8 protein-coding genes and 1 other RNA gene are annotated in these 23,160 nt (G+C 37.8%); 6 read left to right on the plus strand and 3 right to left on the minus strand.

The features are described from left to right. The first annotated feature begins 2,431 nt into the window (after window positions 1-2,431). Window positions 2,432-3,862: a hopanoid biosynthesis associated radical SAM protein HpnJ gene (gene hpnJ, locus TERY_RS23930; RefSeq protein WP_011614172.1), complete on the plus strand. Its 1,431-nt coding sequence runs from the start codon at window positions 2,432-2,434 to the stop codon at window positions 3,860-3,862. A gap of 415 nt (window positions 3,863-4,277) precedes the next feature. Here the strand turns inward: hpnJ and TERY_RS23935 are convergent, their stop codons facing one another. Beyond that, entirely contained in the window at window positions 4,278-5,639 is a 1,362-nt protein-coding gene (locus TERY_RS23935) for a lipid-A-disaccharide synthase-related protein (RefSeq protein ID WP_011614173.1), read from the minus strand. A gap of 1,221 nt (window positions 5,640-6,860) precedes the next feature. Here TERY_RS23935 and ssrA point away from each other — a divergent pair. The 5 genes from ssrA to TERY_RS23960 all read left to right on the plus strand — a co-directional run bounded on the left by ssrA (window position 6,861) and on the right by TERY_RS23960 (window position 12,781). Continuing rightward, window positions 6,861-7,258: a transfer-messenger RNA gene (gene ssrA / locus TERY_RS26620) on the plus strand. A gap of 1,124 nt (window positions 7,259-8,382) precedes the next feature. Next, window positions 8,383-8,943 (plus strand): PEP-CTERM sorting domain-containing protein, encoded by a 561-nt coding sequence (locus tag TERY_RS23945; RefSeq protein WP_011614174.1) that lies wholly within the window; start codon window positions 8,383-8,385, stop codon window positions 8,941-8,943. Between the two features lie 592 nt (window positions 8,944-9,535). Further along, a complete protein-coding gene (gene bchD, locus TERY_RS23950) occupies window positions 9,536-11,554 on the plus strand; it encodes a magnesium chelatase ATPase subunit D (RefSeq protein ID WP_011614175.1) in 2,019 nt (672 codons plus the stop codon). A 498-nt stretch (window positions 11,555-12,052) separates the two neighbouring features. Then, the gene (locus tag TERY_RS23955; RefSeq protein ID WP_370497341.1) at window positions 12,053-12,313 is read left to right on the plus strand and encodes an RDD family protein; all 261 of its coding nucleotides are present in this window, start codon (window positions 12,053-12,055) and stop codon (window positions 12,311-12,313) included. A gap of 33 nt (window positions 12,314-12,346) precedes the next feature. Then, complete coding sequence (locus tag TERY_RS23960; protein ID WP_011614177.1) at window positions 12,347-12,781, plus strand: type IV pilin-like G/H family protein; 435 nt, start codon at window positions 12,347-12,349, stop codon at window positions 12,779-12,781. Between the two features lie 665 nt (window positions 12,782-13,446). Here TERY_RS23960 and TERY_RS26070 read toward each other — a convergent pair. Continuing rightward, on the minus strand, window positions 13,447-13,740 hold the full coding sequence (locus TERY_RS26070) for a hypothetical protein (RefSeq protein WP_011614178.1): 294 nt from the start codon (window positions 13,738-13,740) through the stop codon (window positions 13,447-13,449). 152 nt (window positions 13,741-13,892) lie between these two features. Continuing rightward, window positions 13,893-23,018 carry an FG-GAP-like repeat-containing protein gene (locus TERY_RS23970; protein ID WP_011614179.1) on the minus strand — a complete coding sequence of 3,042 codons (9,126 nt, stop codon included), beginning with the start codon at window positions 23,016-23,018 and terminating at the stop codon, window positions 13,893-13,895. Window positions 23,019-23,160 lie beyond the last annotated feature (142 nt).

Raw genomic sequence — 23,160 nt, forward strand, 5'->3', positions numbered from 1 at the left:
AAACTTCAAAAAAAATTTTAGCTGAAAATTCTGCCATGACTGCAAATTATCTGTTCTATTTATTTAACAGCTTGAAAAAGAACTGACTTTGCAAATTTCAAAAAAAAATTAGCTGAAAATTCTGCCATGACTGCAAATTATCTTTTCTATTTATTTAACAGCTTGAAAAAGAACTGACTTTGCAAACTTCAAAAAAAATTTAGCTGAAAATTCTGCCATGACTGCAAATTATCTTTTCTATTTATTTAACAGCTTGAAAAAGAACTGACTTGGCAAATTTCAAAAAAAATTTTAGCTGAAAATTCTGCCATAACTGCAAATTATCTGTTCTATCTGTTTAACAGCTTGAAAAAGAACTGACTTTGCAAACTTCAAAAAAAATTTTAGCTGAAAATTCTGCCATGACTGCAAATTATCTGTTCTATTTATTTAACAGCTTGAAAAAGAACTGACTTGGCAAATTTCAAAAAAAATTTAGCTGAAAATTCTGCCATGACTGCAAATTATCTGTTCTATTTATTTAACAGCTTGAAAAAGAACTGACTTTGCAAACTTCAAAAAAAATTTTTAGCTGAAAATTCTGCCATGACTGCAAATTATCTGTTCTATTTATTTAACAGCTTGAAAAAGAACTGACTTTGCAAACTTCAAAAAAAATTTAGCTGAAAATTCTGCCATGACTGCAAATTATCTGTTCTATTTATTTAACAGCTTGAAAAAGAACTGACTTGGCAAATTTCAAAAAAATTTTTAGCTGAAAATTCTGCCATGACTGCAAATTATCTGTTCTATCTGTTTAACAGCTTGAAAAAGAACTGACTTTGCAAACTTCAAAAAAAAATTTAGCTGAAAATTCTGCCATGACTGCAAATTATCTGTTCTATTTATTTAACAGCTTGAAAAAGAACTGACTTGGCAAATTTCAAAAAAAAATTAGCTGAAAATTCTGCCATGACTGCAAATTATCTGTTCTATTTATTTAACAGCTTGAAAAAGAACTGACTTGGCAAATTTCAAAAAAAATTTAGCTGAAAATTCTGCCATGACTGCAAATTATCTGTTCTATTTATTTAACAGCTTGAAAAAGAACTGACTTTGCAAATTTCAAAAAAAAATTAGCTGAAAATTCTGCCATGACTGCAAATTATCTTTTCTATTTATTTAACAGCTTGAAAAAGAACTGACTTTGCAAACTTCAAAAAAAATTTAGCTGAAAATTCTGCCATGACTGCAAATTATCTTTTCTATTTATTTAACAGCTTGAAAAAGAACTGACTTGGCAAATTTCAAAAAAAATTTTAGCTGAAAATTCTGCCATAACTGCAAATTATCTGTTCTATCTGTTTAACAGCTTGAAAAAGAACTGACTTTGCAAACTTCAAAAAAAATTTTAGCTGAAAATTCTGCCATGACTGCAAATTATCTGTTCTATTTATTTAACAGCTTGAAAAAGAACTGACTTGGCAAATTTCAAAAAAAATTTAGCTGAAAATTCTGCCATGACTGCAAATTATCTGTTCTATTTATTTAACAGCTTGAAAAAGAACTGACTTTGCAAACTTCAAAAAAAATTTTTAGCTGAAAATTCTGCCATGACTGCAAATTATCTGTTCTATTTATTTAACAGCTTGAAAAAGAACTGACTTTGCAAACTTCAAAAAAAATTTAGCTGAAAATTCTGCCATGACTGCAAATTATCTGTTCTATTTATTTAACAGCTTGAAAAAGAACTGACTTGGCAAATTTCAAAAAAAATTTTAGCTGAAAATTCTGCCATGACTGCAAATTATCTGTTCTATTTATTTAACAGCTTGAAAAAGAACTGACTTTGCAAATTTCAAAAAAAATTTAGCTGAAAATTCTGCCATGACCCTAAATTATCTGTTCTATTTATTTAACAGCTTGAAAAAGAACTGACTTGGCAAATTTCAAAAAAAAATTTAGCTGAAAATTCTCCCATGACTGCAAATTATCTGTTCTATTTATTTAACAGCTTGAAAAAGAACTGACTTTGCAAATTTCAAAAAAAATTTAGCTGAAAATTCTGCCATGACCCTAAATTATCTGTTCTATTTATTTACATCAACTTTCATATCCGTAGACCACAGCAGGGAAGTTTCCCTACCCGAGATAAAACGCATTTTTGTTATGCAACGTCCAGACCTACAACATCCCTACAAAGTTATAGTTATAGCGATACCATTAACCCCCTCCTCAGTCAAACAAAAGGAAATGGCCATTATTTCTAAACTGCTAGCATGAACTAAATTTAAGACGAGTAACAATTTTCTAACAGTAATCGAAACTGCTATAACTTGTGATATAAAAAGAAAATCTAGTTATAGTATCTTATCTTAAGTTTTCGGCTACCGCCGACATAAACTGGACGACATGAACAGCAATTCTGTATATTTTAAATTTAGTATTAAATATGAAAAAAACTCTATTTTTAAACCCCCCTTCCTTTGATGGTTTCGATGGAGGAGCCGGAGCCAGATATCAAGCCAAACGAGAAATCACCTCATTCTGGTATCCAACCTGGTTAGCTCAACCTGCTGCCCTAGTTCCCGGAAGTAAATTAGTAGATGCTCCTGCTCATTATCAAACCGTAGAAGATGTACTGAAAATTGCTAAAGACTATGAACTAGTAATTATGCATACCAGTACCCCTTCCCTCCCCAATGACATTAAATGTGCAGAAGCAATTAAAAATCAAAACCCTGAGACAAAAATAGGTTTTGTTGGCGCCCATGTAGCAGTTTTACCAGAAAAAACTCTCAAAGATCATCCAATAATTGACTTTGTTTGTCGCAACGAATTTGATTATACCTGTAAAGAATTATCCCAAGGAAAACCTTTTGCAAAAATTAAAGGATTGAGTTATTATGATACCCAAGGTAATATTCACCATACCCCAGAACGAGAATTAATTCATGACTGGGATGCCATGCCCAGTGTTTTTCCAGTTTATGCAGAACATCTCAATATTCGTAACTATCTAATTGGTTATTTACTTAATCCTTATATATCCTTATATACAGGACGAGGTTGCCCTGCTAAATGTACTTTTTGTTTGTGGCCACAAACTATTGGCGGACATCAATATCGGGCTAAAAGTCCAGAAGCAGTAGGGCGAGAAATGGCAGAGGCCAAAGCAATTTGGGGTAGCTCCGTGCGAGAATACTTTTTTGATGACGATACCTTTACCATTGATAAAAAACGAGCGATCGCCATTAGCGAACATTTACAGCGACTGAAGCTAACCTGGAGTTGTAATGCTCGTGGGAATTTAGATTATAATACCCTCAAAGAATTGAAAAAAAACGGACTACGTTTGCTATTAGTCGGTTTTGAATCTGGAAATCAGAAAATTTTGGATGGAGTCAATAAAGGAATTAAATTAGAAGTAGCCCGGAAATTTATGGAAAATTGCCATAAGTTAGGAATTAAAGTTCATGGAGCTTTCATTCTCGGTTTACCCAATGAGAGTCAGGAAACTATTGAGGAGACCATCCGTTTTGCTTGTGAAGTCAACCCCCATACAATTCAAGTTTCCATTGCTTCCCCCTATCCAGGAACAGAATTATATACTCAAGCAGAGAAAAATGGTTGGTTTACTGGAGACTCTTTAGTTGCTAGTTCTGGAATTCAAATGTCCGCATTACAGTACCCTCATTTGTCAGGTAGTGAAATTGAAGATGGAGTGGAACAGATGTATCGACGGTTTTATTTTAGACCCAAGTCTATCATTCCTATAGTTGGTGAAATGTTAGCAGATCCACAAATGTTAGTACGTCGTTTACGGGAAGGCAAAGAATTTTTGTCTTACCTGAGAGAGCGTCATCAGAGAGCATTGACTTGATCAAAGAATAAAGAATAATGATTATTTAAGCGGTCAACTGCAATAAACACATTAAATTGTCTTTCTCGCAATAGCAAGAAGTTGACCACTTTTTGTTTCCGCTCACCCCATCTGAATTACAGTTTTTACGATCTACACTTTTATCTAAAAGAATCTTTATTCTATGGTACTTACCTCTGAATAACTTGTTTTTCTATTTTTTCTATTGATATCCTCCTAAGATCAAATTAAAAAATTATGAAAGACGGACTCCTATCTATTCAGATAACCAAAATTGTTAACTCAACCCCCGTTAATACATCATTCAAAAAAGAATAGCAGTTTTCATTTAGGTAGAAAACTGTAGGCAAGTTCCTAAGAACCTCCCTATAAAAGTTTTTGTTATTAGAAGTATGTTCCATCATAGATGAATTTCCTAAACCCAATTTAAATTAATTAAAAAATTAGCAATTCTTTTAGCCGCACCTGAGCCTCCCATTCTTTTAACACCATTTTTAGCAATTAAGCGCCGTTGCTCTAAGTTATCTAACAAAGACTTAACTACACCACAAACTTCTCTAGGATCTTTAACCAGAATTTGAGAAATTCCTAAAAGGCGACTTTGATTTTCTGCAAAAGTGGATGTAAACTGTGGACCCTTGCCAGGAATAGCGATCGCTGGTTTCCCTAAACCGACAAATTGTTCTGTAGCCGTACCTGCCATAGCAATAGCTAAATCTCCCTGATGTATAAATTCTTGAAAAGCCTGTTGATTTAAAATCAGACTTGCATTTTTATTCTGAGAAATAAATTTTATGGGAAAATGAATACTTTTTTCTCTAAAACAAAAAGTTAGTTCAGGTTTATCAGTTGGCATTTGTAAAATACTGTTTTGGTTCTGAGTTAGAATTTCTTGTTCAGTTTGCCAATTATCAAACAAAAGCTGTTTAGTAAAAGCTTCCAAATCTAAATTAGGAGCGATCGCTGCCAGAAACAAAAACTTTTTTTGTGGAAAGCTTTCGAGCAACCCTGTCACTGCCTGAAGAATAATTTGCCAATTGGCATAAGCTTCTGGAGAACGAGACCCTGGTAACAAAGTAATTGTTAATTGATCATGCATCTCTAGCATCCGGGCTTTATTACCAGACATTAACTCCATAGAGCTTTTTAACTTGACACCATCCATCATCGGGTTTCCCACACAATAAGCTCGAATAGACTTTTTCTTTAACATTTTTGCTGTTAAATCATCTCTAGCAAGGACTGCCCCACATTTCTTTCTACTCATTAACCAACGTTCCCAAGGAAAATAGACTGACCCTGAGGAAAGCAGGAAACTTTCCACCCAAGACCTAGGGAGAAGTTGCTCATTTTGATCTCGAATCAGATATTCAGATTTAGCAGTTCCTAAAAAAGTATAAGGTGCTCCACTTAACCAAGCAAATAATAAAGGCACAATATCCCCAACTGCCAAAATAACTACTTGATGACCATCATTAGTTTGATCACTTATCCAAGATCTTAATGCTTTCAACTGAGCCAAAACAATACTTAACAAACCACTTTTAACATCTCGCCATAACTGCTTTCCATCCATATAAATAAATCCACCAGAAGGCATTCTTTGTCGGGGGCCAATAATTGAGAAGTCAGCTATTGTATAAGCTTGTCCTTCTCCCACTATCGGTAAAGCAACAAGATCAGGAGGAAGAGGATATTTTTTGAGTTCTTGCAAAATTTGAGACCCGATCACATCTTCTCCGTGACCATTACTCACGCAAAGTATTTTTAAGGTCATATCAGTTATCAGTTATCAGTTATCAGTTAGTCTCCTCTGGAGGAAATGAGTTAACACTACTTCCTCTAATAGTATTAGAAATTTTTTTTATGTATATATTAATTAAGGGAGTAGGGTTAGAGACATTATAAGGGCGTCCGTACAACACCATCTAAAACTCACATTAATCTATTCAAACAGAGGAATAAGATTATTTTACCTACAATTATTTAAGAACTGAAGTATCTCCAAGGTACACCATTAATATATGGGAATTGGTATAAATAGGAGATATTAAAATACGGAATTTTCTTTTTTCTCCCTTTAAGAAACTGTTTGTCAAAGGAATATTAAATCCAAAGCTGGGAAGGGTAGGGTTGTTTTTGCTGGCGCAAAGCTTTCTTTGGGAATGCTGCGTCAACGCACTTCGGCTATCGCCGACATGAAAAGATGGCAAAGGGTAAATACTGAAGAACTAAAATCTTAAGTATACTCCTGAATATAGCACTCAGTATTACTAGACTAGAGTAGATATTTTTGCTCTTCATTAAATATAGTAACAGCTAGCAACAGCAATAATGTACGGGTAAATGGATGTTTATCCGTACATACTTCCCACCTTGGAGGTTAGGGGCAGACTTAACTTCTCACTTTAGCTATACCAACTGAATTTTTAACTAGAATCAGAAAAATGAAAATATTACGAAACCTACAAAGAGGCAAATATACTTGAGAATAAGAATTAGGAAGGGGTGGCTTTGATAGTAATACCAAAGCTACTTATAATTATTCTTGAGAACAATATTAACTAAAAACCAAAAAAACTCACCTTTTTAAAATTACTTGTATCTAGTTATATATCTCCTTGAAAATTTCCTCAATTACTTGAGAACAGCTAAAAACTAAAGAAGAACTTGTAGAGTTAGTGACTTGTTTAACAAGAGAACATTCCCGCCCCAGGAAAAACTAAAAGCCATCAAAAGATATGGCTGGTTGTAAGTTAAGGGACATAAAGAAAATGGACATCGGTGTTGTTAAAGTACAGAGAAGAAGTAGACAATATCCTCCAAACTATTAACTATAAGGGTCTTGTTTTCAAGCAGCATTACAATGCCGACAACACCCGTTACTGGGGAGCGGCTGCTCCTATAAAAATTCAAGGTGCAAGCTTTGAATAGATTAAATGCTCCACTTGTCAAAGTTAAAATAATTGTGTATCATAGTATCAATAAGCAACCATGCGGGGCATTAACGGTTTCGACAGGGTGGTGAAATCTGCTTTGTGATGCAGGCCGAGAGTGAGTCTTCTCTCGAAAATCCTGGACTCAAAAAATAATAAGTGCAAACAACATTGTACCTTTTGCTCGTAAGCAAGTAGCTGCTCTAGCTTAATTGCAAAAACACCTCTTATAGGTTCGAGCGTCTGTGGTTTGACTCCGTTAATAATTGCAGACTTAACCCCAACGGATGCTCTAGCAATTTTTCTCTGGTTACCTGCTAGTTAAGATTTAACCAGAGCATCCCACTATCCGGGATAATGGATAGTCCCAGCTCTGAGGGTTAAGAAGGGCTAAACCTGTGAATGAGTGAAGGGTGAATAGCCATTTTGGACATGGGTTCGACTCCCATATGCTCCATACATTAGTTATAAGTCTCTCCAAGCCGTTTTCTGCTTTTCTAGCAGAGGCCGGCTTTTTTTTATCGATTTTCTCAAAACATTATTGAGGATAGGAAGTTGATCAGTTGGGTAAGTTTTTGACTTTCTAGTTGTGGCCATAATTGAAGGTTTTTGACTATATTCTGGACTAGAGAGAAAAAACTGTAGATAGATATTACGGATATTTACATTTCAAAGCAGAAATCTGTACCTATACATATTGTATATATTCCCAAAAACCTACCCCAGTCAGATAAGTAACGACTTTGTATCCAATTTCCTCATGAAATAGACAAATTAGGCACAATATATTTTTGCTTTTTTCCTATACCTTAAAAAGATTACTTAACTTTAGCTTTTTAGTTAATAACTGAATTCTTGAGGAACAACAGCATCATTGAATTGGTATTACTTTTAACTTTGGACTGGCCTTTATATAGAGCTATAGCCCCTAGCAAAATAAAAGTCCCTAGGCCAGAGTTGACTGAGGGACAAATAACTATTCAGGGTGCATCTATAAAAAATTATAGTACAAAACCTATGATGGGTAAAACCCATCGACTCAATATAAAAAAATATATTTTAAATCCAAAAAAGTATTAGTTTAACTAAACTAAATTCAAAATAGATCAAAAAAAAGTCCCTCAACAAATTTCAGTTAAGAGACGATAACTATCAGGGTGCATCTACTAAACGTAGTGTAACACCCCTGAAGGGTTAGACCCCCTATTTTTATATTTAAATATTTAATGTTACTAATAATCAAAAATTATATCTTAGCAAAAAAAAAAGTCCCTCAACAAATTTCAGTTGAGAGACGATAACTATCAGGGTGCATCTACTAAACGTAGTGTAACACCCCTGAAGGGTTAGACCCCCTATTTTTATATTTAAATATTTAATGTTACTAATAATTAAAAATTATATTTAGTCAATATCCATTTAATTTATAGCTTATAAGCTATAAATTAAATGCTTTAATCTAATTAATATGTAGCTTTTAATTAAAGAAAAATAGAGAATTTAGTATTTAAAGGGATTTTAACCTTGACCAATACCAAAGATGTTATAATGGTATAAATACTTAGAACTATAATAGGTAAAACAATGAAAAATATTTATCAAAAACTAGTTTTTGCTAGTAGCGGAGTAATTCTCAGCTTAAGTCCCTTAACTATGAGTATGCCAGCTGAAGCAGTATCAATGACCAGGTATGACTTTTCAGTAGAAATTGATGATGGGCCACAAAGTGGCACTATTGGGTCAGGCTATTTTACTTTTGATTCTCTGGGTCAAGAAACTCAAATTGACAGTAATCAGGTAGTTAAAGAAGTCTTAGATTTTGAGTTCAATTGGTTAAATGAAACCTATGGAGTAGAAGCATTAGATTTTCAAAATGACGCAGATGGTGTTTTATTTGAAAATGGAGTGTTTCAGGGATTAGATTGGGATTATCGTCCTAGTAGTAGATTGTATTGGGACTTGGAACTGGATGAGTTTGTTTACAATGATTTGAGCGCTGGTTACTTCAATAGTGAAGGTGAAGGCCTGGTGAGTTATCAGAAAAATGAACCAGTGTCTAGTGTTCCTGAACCAGGAGTTGTCATTGGCTTAGGTTTAGTAAGTTTGGGATTTTTGCTGAATAAAAAGAAATTATCTAATCGTTAAATTAGTAATAAAAATATTTCACTATCAGATTTCTAGAAGTAGATAACAATAATAATTAGGGTTAGTTAACCCAGATATCCTAATGACATTTTTTCGAGGGTAAGGGCCAAATAAATTATCCCGTTAATGTATATTGCTTGAATATGGGTTGATCATGGCTCAAAATTGCTACTGTGTCCTGGAACTGTAAAAGGAATAGAGTTAAGCTTTTGGGAGTACTGTGTTCTTTTTCTTAATAACCTATTGATTTTGTCCCTAACCCTGAATTTTTTTTTATATCCAAAAAGTTGTCTGGGAAACCTTAAGAGTTAAAACCCTTAATACTGCTAGATTATACAAGTTATAGTGCCTGAGAAAAGAGTGAAATTTAATTGTGTCTGGCTACTTATGAGTTGATTTTACTGAAAGGGACGAGAATTTTAGGTTTTTGGGGATAGACGATGATGTGAAAAAAAATCTTTTACCATGGCCTATACAGAATGGATATAGCAAAAAGTATTTAACAATAGACAGGAGCGATCGCTAACCAGGACTTGAAAAATATGTTCCATTAATTGATATCCTGAAAAGCAAAAATCAAGTTATTGAAACTATGCCTGTTGTTAACCCTTCCACTATCATCAACTTTCCCCTAGCTGCCGTAGTTGGACAAGAAGCAATAAAACTGGCCTTATTATTAGCTGCGGTAGATCCAGGATTGGGAGGAGTGGCCATTGCTGGTCGTCGAGGTACAGCGAAATCTGTAATGGCCAGAGCTATACATTCCCTTTTGCCTCCTATTGAAATTGTCAAAGGTTCTATTAGTAATTGTAATCCCAACTATCCTGAAGAATGGGATGAGCAAGTTTTACAAGAGAGTCCCAACGCTACAGGAGAAGAAATATCTACAGAAGTTATACCTGCACCTTTTATTCAAATTCCTCTGGGAGTGACAGAAGACAGGTTATTGGGTTCAGTGGATGTGGAAAAATCAGTCAAACAGGGGGAAACTGTATTTCAACCAGGGTTATTAGCTGCTGCTCACCGAGGGGTATTATATGTAGATGAAATTAATCTCCTTGATGATAATATTGCTAATTTATTACTGACGGTTTTAACAGAAGGCAAAAATCAAATAGAGCGAGAAGGTATTAGTTTTCAACATCCCTGTCAACCTCTATTTATTGCTACTTATAATCCAGAAGAAGGACCTTTAAGAGAACATTTGCTTGATAGAATAGCGATCGCTCTCTCAGCAGATATGGTCTTAGGTTTAGACCAACGAGTGGAAGCAGTAGGACAAGCTTTAGATTATGCTAATTCTCCCCAAGCTTTTCTGGAACGATACACGGAAGATATAGATAATCTCAAAACTCAAATTCTGTTAGCAAGGGAATGGGTAAAAGAGGTAGTGATCACCCATGAACAAATACTCTATTTAGTAGAAGAAGCAGTTCGAGGAGGAGTACAAGGACATCGGGCAGAACTTTTTGCTGTGCGAGTTGCTAAGGCATCGGCGGCGTTGGACGGACGAACAACTGTTAATGCTGATGACTTACGCCGAGCAGTGGAGTTAGTTATTGTGCCACGAGCAACAATAGTGCCAACTCCGCCGGAAGAAGAACAACAACCACCACCGCCACCGCCTCCTCCTCCAGAAGACCAGTCCGAACAGGAACAAGATGAACAGGAAGATGAGGAAAAACCTGAACCTCCAGAGGAAGAAGAGGCAAGTATTCCGGAAGAGTTTTTGTTTGATCCTGAGGGAGTGGTATTGGATGATAGTGTTTTGTATTTTGCTCAAATGGCAAACCGTCAGGGTAAGTCGGGTAGTAGGAGTATAATTTTTTCTGAAGATCGGGGGCGTTATGTGAAACCAATGTTGCCTAAAGGTAAGGTGCGACGTATTGCTGTGGATGCAACTTTACGGGCGGCTGCTCCTTATCAAAAGTCTAGAAGGGAACGTCAACCAAACCGCAGGGTTATTGTGGAGCAGGGTGATATGCGGGCAAAACGGTTGGCAAGAAAGGCGGGTGCTTTGGTGGTTTTTGTGGTTGATGCTTCGGGTTCGATGGCGTTGAATAGAATGCAGTCGGCAAAGGGTGCGGTGATGCAGTTGTTGACGGAGGCGTATCAGAGTCGTGATCAGGTTTCGTTAATTCCGTTTCGGGGGGAACAGGCGGAGGTTTTGTTACCGCCGACTCGCTCGATCACTTCTGCCCGAAGACGTTTGGAAAAAATGCCTTGTGGTGGGGGTTCGCCTTTGGCACATGGTTTGACTCAGGCGGTGAGAGTGGGTGTGAATGCCAAGCAGTCTGGTGATGTGGGGCAGGTGGTTATTGTGGCTATTACTGATGGGCGGGGGAATATTCCGTTGGCGCGTTCTTTGGGTGAACCGATGTTGGATGCTGAAAAGCCGAATATTAAGGAGGAGTTATTGGAAATTGCTGGTAAAATTCGGGGTTTGGGAATTCAGTTGTTGATGATAGATACGGAGAATAAGTTTGTTTCTACTGGGTTTGCGAAGGAGTTGGCGAAGCAGTCGGGGGGTAAGTATTATCATTTACCGAAGGCGAGTGATCAGGCTATTGCTGCTATGACTCAGAATGCTCTGAAGGATGCTATTGGGTAACTTCAGTTATCGGTTATTAGTTATCAGTAGATACTTATAATCTTCTATCATACCAATTTCATCAATTTAGGCTACATTATTTAATATTAATAAGATTATATGATTTCATTATTGAGTATGATGTGTAGCCATACCTAAGGAAATTGGTAGAATTTCTGAGTTATAACTTCTGATTTTTGAGTTATGGCTTTTAATTTTACTATAGTTTTAAAAAATTTAAGCAAAGCTATAAATTTAAAGGCTATTGTTCCTTAAGATTGGTTTTGTGTTTCAAAATTGTTATCATAAAAGAGCTGATTTTAAAAACTTACTTAAGAGGTAAAATGCAAACAACATAATATGGTGGTTTGTAGAATAGAGTTGCAGTATTCTTCATAGATACAATAATTTTACATTCAAATATCTATTATTATATGTCAATTTGTTGTATTTCCAGTGTTTCATGCAGCAGGTGGAACAGATGAGGGTGGGCGTATCTTAGGTTAGTGTCTCTGCTGGATTTTCAGTTGGCTTTACCATGCAATCATGGAAAGTTCTGGTAAACAAAGAACTCTAGGGAAAATAGCAGTAAGATTAGTTGTTACCTATAAGAGGGGTAAGCGCCTAACTTTTTGTAGGTCAGCTTATAGACATTTTGCCAAGTCGCTTTTTGCCACAATGATGATAGGTTGTATCATTGCAGAATTTACAAAGAAAAAGCAAGCTCTCCATGACATGATAGCAGGTACTATAGTTTATCAGAGGCGACCATCAAAATAGGCTCCCACTTTTCCTGCTTTTTCTGCTAGTTGTATGAGGTTTTTTATAGGGTTGGTGCTTTTGGGGATAGTTAGCGCTATCGTTTTACCGTCCTTTTTAAATCAAGCAAATAAAGCTAAACAGAATGAGGCGAAAGAATATATTGCTTCAATGAATAGAGGTCAACAAGCTTATTATACAAAAAAGGCAGAGTTTTCAGACAACATTTCTGCTCTAGGACTAGAGTTCAATTCAGAAACTGAAAATTACTCATACGATATTAGCAAAGTAGATGATGGTGATTATGTTATTTCCACTGCTACTGCTAAAAATAAACAATTAAAAAGTTATTCCGGTATAGTTTATGTTGATGACAATACTACTACATTAATGATTTGTGAAACTGACAAACCTTCATTAACAGCACCTGAGGATTTTGAATCTTTTGATATATGTCCGCCAGGCTCTTCTAAATTTATAAAAGATTAAATCTGAATCAGTATTTTACATTGATTTTTTGAGGGCTGGTTTTAGCTAAATTTACTTAATTGTTCAGGGCTTACGCCAACTCGTAAATAATATCCTATCTGTAGAAGGCAAATACTAGATAGGTTGCTTCTGCCTCAGCTTTGTTCTTGTGAAATATCTCTTGACATCTTTCCCGGCCTGATCGAGCTGTAGCTCCGGTGTGGGTTTGCATTTTACAGGATCCCGCGACTGGCACCAGTAGTCGTACATTTGTCGAATCCTCCGTTTTTTTAAGGAGTGAATGCCCAAGAAGTTACTTACTTGACAATATAATAAGATAATAACAACATATTATATTGAAAAAAATCAACTAAAAAGTCGTCCGCTTATGGGCGAGGCTTTAAACCAAAATTTTCGGTACATCATTCCTAATTGCTATATAGCTATGTACTTAATTTTAGGAAAAAGAGAAACTCTTTTTTTGTACAATAATTCTCGCACATCAAGTATCAAAGAAAATACTTCTTGATTTCTATCTTCTCCCTGAATATCACAAGCTTTTTATTCAGTTTCCACGTCTAATTTATCTTCAGTAAAAATAACCTGAGTAAAATAATGCTTTAATGGCGAGAAAAAATTAATTAATTAATTAATTCGGGAATTTTAGGTTTATGAGTTATCAACATTTAAAAGCTATGGTTAATTTTTTGTTTTTTATCTACTGGAATATAAACTACCCAAAGGCTTAAAAGTAGATTTTCTGAATTTGGGGGGCAAACTTTTAAGGCTTGATAGGGATATTCTCTGGGAATTGTCATAAGATCAAAATCAAAATCTGCTGAGGACGACTCTTCTTTTCGTCTGTCTGCTAATACTAAGCTAGCAGTAGGATGAGGTTCAGCACTGAATTTATATTTCCCTTCTATCCAATTTGATCCTTGATAACTTTCTATAATAGAGTTGTTGGAAATTAAGCCCAAAAAATAGCTAACACCATTATTCGTTTATGTTTATAGTGCTTTTAAGGATTAAAATCATGAAAACCTTACTATATTTACTATATAAAGTTTTCATGATCTTAAATTTTCTGACACCAAACAACTCTATTATTCTGTAATTTATTTAATGGAAATTACATTCCTACCACATCCCAATTTGAATGGAAACCTCCGGGGTTAACTATAGTATCACGTGTGCCATCATCTTTCATCAACCAAATCTTGTTAGCTACATTTTCAGTACGCCAGAGAATGTCTGCCACTCCATCAGTATTGAAATCTGCGACTCCAGCGACATCCCAATCTGAATGGAAACCTCCAGGGTTAACTATACTATCCCGTGTGCCATCATTTTTCATCAACCAAATCTTGTTAGCTCCATTTTCAGTACGCCAGAGAATGTCTGCCACTCCATCAGTATTGAAATCTGCGACTCCAGCGACATCCCAATTTGAATGGAAACCTCCAGAGTTAACTATACTATCCCGTGTGCCATCATTTTTCATCAACCAAATCTTGTTAGCTCCATTTTCAGTACGCCAGAGAATGTCTGCCACTCCATCAGTATTGAAATCTGCGACTCCAGCGACATCCCAATCTGAATGGAAACCTCCAGGGTTAACTATACTATCCCGTGTGCCATCATTTTTCATCAACCAAATCTTGTTAGCTACATTTTCATGACGCCAGAGAATGTCTGCCACTCCATCAGTATTGAAATCTGCGACTCCAGCGACATCCCAATCTGAATGGAAACCTCCAGGGTTAACTATACTATCCCGTGTGCCATCATTTTTCATCAACCAAATCTTGTTAGCTCCATTTTCAGTACGCCAGAGAATGTCTGCCACTCCATCAGTATTGAAATCTGCGACTCCAGCGACATCCCAATTTGAATGGAAACCTCCAGGGTTAACTATACTATCCCGTGTGCCATCATTTTTCATCAACCAAATCTTGTTAGCTCCATTTTCAGTGCGCCAGAGAATGTCTGCCACTCCATCAGCATTGAAATCAAACTGCACGGGAGCTTTGTTTTCCGTGATATTTACAGTGACATCACTTATACTGATACCATTGTAGTCTCCATCGCTATTGCTAACGTTATGACTAATTATACTGGTGTGATAACTTTCATTCTCTCTGTCTTTTTCTGCTTCAACAGTAATGGTTTGAGGAGTATCCCAGTTGGCATCTGTAAAGGTTATAGAGTTGATTTTTTTGACCTCTGCATCTGTGGTAAAATCAATGGTTACATCTGAAGTAGGCTCAGTTTCAAGAACTATCTGATAAGTATCTGTGGTACCACCTTCAGTTACATCAGTACTGCCATCAGTTTCGGTAATAGTGACCCCAGGAGTTGAAGTAGTTATGGTGGTTTCAATAGTCAGCTCATAACTACCAAAGCCGGAACCAGAACCGCTACCTTCCGTATTGGGGTCGTAAGAGCTATTCATCTCACCACTAATACCCAAATAGAACGTGCCGGTTTCCGGAGCAGAGAAAGTACCTTGACCAGGCTCGCTTCCTGGGTTCCTAGGAATCTCATTTCCTGTAGAGTCAAACACTCGCACTGTCGCCATACCCATGGGCATGTTCTTTTCATCGAACAATTCTGGCAAGTTAAAGTTAACTTTTTCCCCAATGTAGAGGTCGAACTTAAATAGGTCTACATCTTCCTCTTGTAGGATATTGGTATTGTCGCCGACTTCGCCACTAAAGTTGTAGATGCCTGGGTTGGTCAAATTTAGTCCGGTGTCGGTGGCATCCGTTAAGATGTCGTTGGCTTCCTCATTTCCCATAGTCCGACCCATGGTTTCAATAGTCAAGTCATAACTACCAAATCCCAAACCAGAACCGCTACCTTCGGTATTGGGGTCGTAAGAGCTATTGCCATCACCACTAATACCCAAATAGAACGTGCCGGTTTCCGGAGCAGAGAAAGTACCTTGACCAGGCTCGCTTCCTGGGTTCGTAGGAATCTCATTTCCTGTAGAGTCAAACACTCGCACTGTCGCCATACCCATGGGCATGTTCTTTTCATCGAACAATTCTGGCAAGTTAAAGTTAACTTTTTCCCCAATGTAGAGGTCGAACTTAAATAGGTCTACATCTTCCTCTTGTAGAATATTGCTATTGTCGCCGACTTCGCCGCTGAAGTTGTAGATGCCTGGGTTGGTCAAATTTAGTCCGGTGTCGGTGGCATCCGTTAAGATGTCGTTGGCTTCTTCATTTCCCATAGTCCGACCCATGGTTTCAATAGTCAAGTCATAACTACCAAAGCCGGAACCATAACCGCTACCTTCCGTATTGGGGTCGTAAGAGCTATTCATCTCACCACTAATACCCAAATAGAACGTGCCGGTTTCCGGAGCAGAGAAAGTACCTTGACCAGGCTCGCTTCCTGGGTTCCTAGGAATCTCATTTCCTGTAGAGTCAAACACTCGCGCTGTCGCCATACCCATGGGCATGTTCTTTTCATCGAACAATTCTGGCAAGTTAAAGTTAACTTTTTCCCCAATGTAGAGGTCGAACTTAAATAGGTCTACATCTTCCTCTTGTAGAATATTGCTATTGTCGCCGACTTGGCCGCTGAAGGTGTAGATGCCTGGGTTAGTCAAACTTAGCCCAGTGTCGGTTGCTTCAGTTAAGGTATCGTTGGGTTCCCCATCTCCCATAGTCCTATCAATAGTTTCAATAGTCAGCTCATAACTACCAAAGTTGGAACCAGAACCGCTACCTTCGGTATTGGGGTCGTAAGAGATATTGCCATCACCACTAATACCCAAATAGAATGTCCCTGGTTCCGGAGTCAAGAAAGTACCTGTACCTGCTTCAGTTCCATAGTCCCAATCAATCTCTATACCTGTGGAGTCAAACAGTCGCACTGTGGCCTGGCCAATGGGGGAGTTATTTTCATCTAACAATTCTGGCAAGTTAAAGTTGACTTCTTCGCCGATGTCGAGGTCGAACTTAAATAGGTCTACATCTTCCTCTTGTAGAATATTGCTATTGTCGCCGACTTGGCCACTGAAGGTGTAGATGCCTGGGTTAGTCAAACTTAGCCCAGTGTCGGTTGCTTCAGTTAAGGTATCGTTGGGTTCCCCATCTCCCATAGTCTTATCAATAGTTTCAATAGTCAGCTCATAACTACCAAAATTGGAACCAGAACCGCTACCTTCGGTATTGGGGTCGTAAGAGATATTGCCATCACCACTAATACCCAAATAGAATGTCCCTGCTTCCGGAGTCAAGAAAGTACCTGTACCTGCTTCAGTTCCATAGTCCCAATCAATCTCTATACCTGTGGAGTCAAACAGTCGCACTGTGGCCTGGCCAATGGGGGAGTTATTTTCATCTAACAATTCTGGCAAGTTAAAGTTGACTTCTTCGCCGATGTCGAGGTCGAACTTAAATAGGTCTACATCTTCCTCTTGTAGAATATTGCTATTGTCGCCGACTTGGCCACTGAAGGTGTAGATACCTGGGTTAGTCAAACTTAGCCCAGTGTCGGTTGCTTCAGTTAAGGTATCGTTGGGTTCCCCATCTCCCATAGTCCTATCAATAGTTTCAATAGTCAGCTCATAACTACCAAAGTTGGAACCAGAACCGCTACCTTCCGTATTGGGGTCGTAATAGCTATTGCCATCACCACTAATACCCAAATAGAATGTGCCTGCTTCCGGAGTCCAGAAAGTACCACCTGGTTCAGGTCCATAATCCCAATAGTCCCAACTAATCTCATATCCTGTGGAGTCAAACAGTCGCACTGTGGCCGGGCCATTGGGGTTTTCATTATCAACCCACAATTCTGGCAAGTTAAAGTTGACTTCTTCTCCGATGTCGAGGTCGAACTTAAATAGGTCTACATCTTCCTCTTGTAGAATATTGCTATTGTCGCCGACTTGGCCACTGAAGGTGTAGATACCTGGGTTAGTCAAACTTAGCCCAGTGTCGGTTGCTTCAGTTAAGGTATCGTTGGGTTCCTCATTTCCCATAGTCCGACCGATAGTTTCAATAGTCAGCTCATAACTACCAAAATTGTAACCATAACCACTACCTTCGGTATTGGGGTCGTAATAGCTATTGCCATCACCACTAATACCCAAATAGAATGTGCCTGCTTCAGCAGTCCGGAAAGTACCACCTGGTTCAGGTCCATAATCCCAATAGTCCCAACTAATCTCATATCCTGTGGAGTCAAACACTCGCACTGTGGCCGGGCCATTGGGGTTTTCATTATCAACCCACAATTCTGGCAAATTAAAGTTGACTTCTTCGCCGATGTCGAGGTCGAACTTAAATAGGTCTACATCTTCCTCTTGTAGAATATTGCTATTGTCGCCGACTTGGCCGCTGAAGGTGTAGATGCCTGGGTTCGTCAAACTTAGCCCAGTGTCGGTTGCTTCAGTTAAGGTGTCGTTGGGTTCCTCATTTCCCATAGTCCGACCGATAGTTTCAATAGTCAGCTCATAACTACCAAAATTGTAACCATAACCACTACCTTCGGTATTGGGGTCGTAATAGCTATTGCCATCACCACTAATACCCAAATAGAATGTGCCTGCTTCAGGAGTCCAGAAAGTACCACCTGGTTCAGGTCCATAATCCCAATAGTCCCAACTAATCTCATATCCTGTGGAGTCAAACAGTCGCACTGTGGCCTGGCCATTGGGGTTTTCATTATCAACCCACAATTCTGGCAAGTTAAAGTTGACTTCTTCGCCGATGTCGAGGTCGAACTTAAATAGGTCTACATCTTCCTCTTGTAGAATATTGCTATTGTCGCCGACTTGGCCACTGAAGGTGTAGATGCCTGGGTTAGTCAAACTTAGTCCAGTATCGGTCGCTTCAGCTAAGGTGTCGTTGGGTTCATCCCCAATTCGAGAACCTGTAGTTTCAATGGTTAAGTCATAGTTGCCTGCTATAGAACCATAACCACTACCTTCTATATTGGGGTCATAATTTGTATTACCAGTACCACTAATGCCAAGATAGAATGTACCTATTTCTAATGCTTGATAGGTAAGAGAGTTAGGGTCTGGGTAAGAAGATAATGATATATGGCTTCCTGTAGAATCAAACAATCTGATTTCAGCATTACCAACAAAATTACCGTCATCATCCAATATTTCTACATTCGAGGATAAACTAACTGTTTCTCCTGCATCCAAGTCAAACTTAAATAAATCTACATCATGTTGTTGCAGGAGATTAGTGTTGTCACCAATTTTACCAGAATATGTATATGTACCTGGGTTAGTTAGGGTAAGTCCAGTGTGAGTCGCTCGTGTTATAGTATCATTTGGTTCTTTAAATATAATCGAAACTACATCGTCACCTCCAAGTGCTGAAATTGGATAATTGTTGATTGTCCGTAAAAGTGTGCCAAAGCGATCAAATACATCGATGTTAGCTGAGCTGTTGTTACCTATATAAATCTCGTTATCAACAACAGCAACTCCATTGCTATTGTTAGAGATAGAAAAAGAATTGGTAACTAAACCTGTTGTCGGATTTATTTCTAAAAGTTGTTCTGGATATTCATTAATTGCTAGTAAGGCATTAGGCCCTGTAATTCCTGCTAGTCCTCGACTTAGTGATACGGGGAAGTTATTAATTCCATCAATATCTAACGTCCTAGTAACTTCATCTATTACAGGATCGAACTCCAGAATATCCCCGTCCCCATAGTCTAATATATAAACCTTTCCTTCCAGAACTGCTAAACCTTCAAAAACACCATAATCAGAAATGGGATCGCTATCCCTTACTGCTCCTGTATCTGGGTTTAGTTCCCATAGCTTGGTACTGTAACCATTATTCTCAACAAAGAATAAACTATTACCGTCAAAAGCTAAACCTTTACTTTCTGATGAAAATGTTTCGGGGGCTAAGAAATTATTAATTTCTTCTCCTGTTTCAGGGTTTAACTCAACTATTTGATTAGAACCGTCATCCTTAAAAGCAAACAAGCGTTCGCTCTCAATTTGACCCATCTGCCGACCAATAGTTTCAATAGTTAAGCCATAGCTACCTGCTTCATAACCATAACCACTGCCTTCTATGTTAGGATCGTAATTTATATTTCCAGGACCGCTAATACCTACATAGAAACTACCTGCTTGGTATTCTTCAGTAACAATAAAAGACTGATAATCTGGGGAGTCTGGCCATGGGTTCAAAGAATATGAACCTCCTGTAGCATCAAACAGTTGCACTTCTGCTGCCCCAATAGGTTCACCTTCTTCACCTATTAATTGTATCACCGTTGGTAAACGGACTATTTCTCCCAGGTCTAGGTGTATCTCAAACAAATCTACATCATTTGGTTGCAGTAGGTTAGTATTATCCCCTATTTCACCAAAATAGCTGAAAATACCGTGATTTTTCTGGGTTAGTCCCGTCTGAGTTGCCCGTGCTATAGTATCATTAGGTTCTTCGTAAAAGTCTTCATTAACGAATGCCAAACCCCCACCATATTCTATTCCCGTATCGCCAAGCACAGTTACAACTGCAGTTGATACATCTATCTCGTAAAGTAAAGTATCCCCATCTCGTTTAGCATATAACACATTTTTCTCTGTATCAAAGGCTAATCCTACATTCTGCCATTGGTAGATTCCCGTTTTTCCAATTATAGACCAATCATCAGTATTGGGGTTGTAGAACATCAAATCTTCACTAGGACCCAACCCATATACTCCTTCGTTACCAAAAGCTAATCCATCTAGTGAACCGGGGGAGCCTAGGTAAGAAATTGGCTCTCCTGTATTGGGGTTGATGGTATGCAAATTATAACCATCTGTTCCATAGAGAATATTTCTGGAGCTATCGTATGCTAGTCCGTTATAATAAAAAGGGTTATTACTAATTTGATTAGCAACGCTACCATCAGCATTAATTTTGAATAAGGACTCATTACTACCATAGATGAAGCTTGAAGATTCGCTGGGAGCTAAACCTCTCATCCACATTTGATTTCCGTTAATGGTGACAGGAGTAGCATTACCTGTAGTTGTATTCAGAGTGTATAAACCATCTCCATAATAATCTGAACTAAAGTACAATTTGCCTTTAGAGACATGATCAACTAATGCTAAACCACCACCATCTGCTATTCCTGTATCTCCAATACTCTGAATTTGTCCCGTTGAAGCATCTATCTCATAAAGTAAAGTATCACCATCTCGTTTAGCATATAAGACATTTTGCTCTGTATCAAAGGCTAATCCTACATTATTCCATTCAGAGATTCCCGTATATCCAATTACAGACCAATAATTAGTCTTAGGGTTGTAGAACATCAAATCTGCACTAGAACCCAACCCATATACTCCTTCGTTACCAAAAGCTAATCCATCTAGTGAACCGGGGGACCCTAGGTAAGAAATTGGCTCTCCTGTCTTGGGGTTAATGCTATAGAAATCATAACCATTTGTTCCATAGAGAATATTTCTGGAGTCATCATATGCTAGTCCTTCATATCCTCCATAACTAGAAAATGGATTAGCAACACTGCCATTAGTATTGATTTTTAAGAACTCGTAATTGTTACTACCATAGAGGAAACCTGAAGAGTCGCTGGGAGCTAGACCACTGTTTCCCATCAAATAATTATCATTGCTAAAAGGAGTAGCATTACCTGTGGTTGTATTGAGAGTGTAGAAACCTTCATTATCTGAGCTAAAGTACAGTTGAGCTTTTCTAGTTCCAGTACCTCCCATCTCCCGACCAATAGTTTCAATAGTTATGCCATAGCTACGTATTTCATCATAACCATGACCACTACCACTGCCTTCTATGTTAGGATTGTAATTTGTGTTTCCAGGACCGCTAATACCTACATAGAAACTACCTGCTTGATCTTCTTCAGTAACAATAAAAGAGTGATACTCTGGCGAGCCTGGAGAGCCTGGCCATGAGTTCAAAGAATGTAAATTTCCTGTAGCATCAAACAGTTGCACTTCGGCATTCATAATAGGTTCACCTTCTTCACCTATTAATTGTATTACCCTTGGTAAACGGACTCTTTCTCCCAAGTCTAGGTGTATTTCAAACAAATCTACATCATTTTGTGGCAGTATATTAGTATTATCGCCGATTTCACCAACATAGCTAAAAATACCGTGGTTTTTCTTGGTCAGTCCGGTCTGAGTCGCTCGTTGTATAGTATCATTGGATTCTTTGTAAAAGTCTTCATTAATGAATGCTAAACCCCCACCATCTTCTATCCCCGTATCCCCCAGGACAGTCACTCCTGCTGTTGATACATCTATCTCGTAAAGTAAAGTATCCCCATCTCGTTTAGCATATAAGACATTTTTCTCTGTATCAAAGGCTAATCCTACATTATTCCATTCGGAGATTCCCGTATCTCCAATTACAGACCAATCATCAGTATTGGGGTTGTAGAACATCAAATCTTTATTAGAACCCAACCCATATACTCCTTCGTTACCAAAGGCTAATCCATGTAGTGAACTGAAAGGGGAGCTTAGGTTAGAAATTGGCTCTCCTGTATTGGGGTTGATCCTATAGAAATCATTACCATTTGTTCCATAGAGAATATTTTTGGAACTATCGTATGCTAGTCCGTCATAGTTAGAAGGATAGTCATCACTAATTTGATTAGCAACGCTACCATCAGCATTGATTTTGGATAAGTGCCAATTACCACCATAGATGAAATTTGAAGATTCGCTGGGAGCTAAACCATCCCATTGAAAATTTGGATCAGTGGTCAAAAGACGAGTAGCATTACCTGTTTTTCTATTGAGAGTGTATAAATCTTCAGTATTGCCTGAGCTAAAGTACAATTTACCTTTAGCACCTCCTATCTGACGACCAATAGTTTCAATAGTCAAGTCATATTTTCCAGGAGTTCCTGGACTACCGCTACCTTCTTGCTCAAAGTTATAATTCGTGTTACCATCACCGCTAATACCAACATAGAAAGTCCCCGCCTGGTTAGCTTGGTAAATAATATAGTTCGGGTCAACAGGATCATATAACTCCAAGAGCTTCGAGTTATCAAACATTTTTAATTCTGCATCACCAATATTATTGTCGTTTTCGTCTAACAAATCAATAGTTTTTGGTAACCGGAGGCGATCGCCTACACCTAAGTCGAACTTAAATAAATCAACATCTTTCTCAGGGTCAACATTAGGGTTATCTCCAATTTCACCAGAATAGGTAAAAGTACCATCATCACGAAGAGTTAGTCCAGTATGAATAGCACGAATAGGAAATGTCATTAGGTTCTTTTATCATTATGAATAATCCTATAAATTCTACAACTACCAATATCGGGGTTACTATCTAATTAAGCATCGAGGCTCATCTTCAAGGTCACCAAACCCTTTGAGCAACTGATAAAAGCATGAAAATGAAAAACTT

This window comes from Trichodesmium erythraeum IMS101, assembly GCF_000014265.1.
Lineage (GTDB): Bacteria > Cyanobacteriota > Cyanobacteriia > Cyanobacteriales > Microcoleaceae > Trichodesmium > Trichodesmium erythraeum.